The sequence below is a fragment of the Polaromonas sp. DSP2-3-2b2 genome (genome assembly GCF_049895905.1).
Lineage (GTDB): Bacteria > Pseudomonadota > Gammaproteobacteria > Burkholderiales > Burkholderiaceae_C > Polaromonas.
Genome location: NZ_JAFCTH010000063.1, coordinates 1 through 407, shown reverse-complemented (window position 1 = coordinate 407; position 407 = coordinate 1). Strand labels below are relative to the sequence as shown.

Sequence of the window (407 nt, the reverse complement as noted above, 5' to 3'; positions counted from 1 at the left end):
AGCGTTGCGTTCGGTGGGATTTCGTAAGGGCCGCAGCTCTCCTCGGGTGACCGCCTCGGGCACTGCAAAGGAGTAGCGCCCGAGCAGATTGATGTGACGCTCATGGATGAAGGGCGACAAGCGCGCGACATCTTCATCGCGCACCAGGAAGCCTTCCCGGCGCAACTGGCCAAGCGCCGCGTCAATGTAGCCGGCAGCGTGATCTTCTTGCGCTTGTCGGCCTTCATCCTGCTGTGCCTGGGCGTGCAGATTGTTTGGGACGGGCTAAGCGAGTTGCTGCGCAGCCTGCTGTTGTAAAAGACGATCCCGGTCCAACTCGCTCAGTTGGGGTCAACCTGCTGGGTGCGCAGATCTACTGCCCTTGCCCTTGAAAAGCGTATCTCTTGCTGAGTGGTTCAATTCAGACA

2 pseudogenes are annotated in these 407 nt (G+C 59.5%); one reads left to right on the top strand and one right to left on the bottom strand.

The features are described 5' to 3' along the window. Positions 1–189: pseudogene (locus ACP7AD_RS18570) on the bottom strand (Tn3 family transposase); the annotation flags it as partial. Between ACP7AD_RS18570 and ACP7AD_RS18565 the strand changes: the two are divergent. Further along, positions 187–297, top strand: a pseudogene (locus tag ACP7AD_RS18565) (MarC family protein); the annotation flags it as partial. The pseudogenes ACP7AD_RS18570 and ACP7AD_RS18565 overlap by 3 nt on opposite strands. Between the last annotated feature and the right edge of the window lie 110 nt (positions 298–407).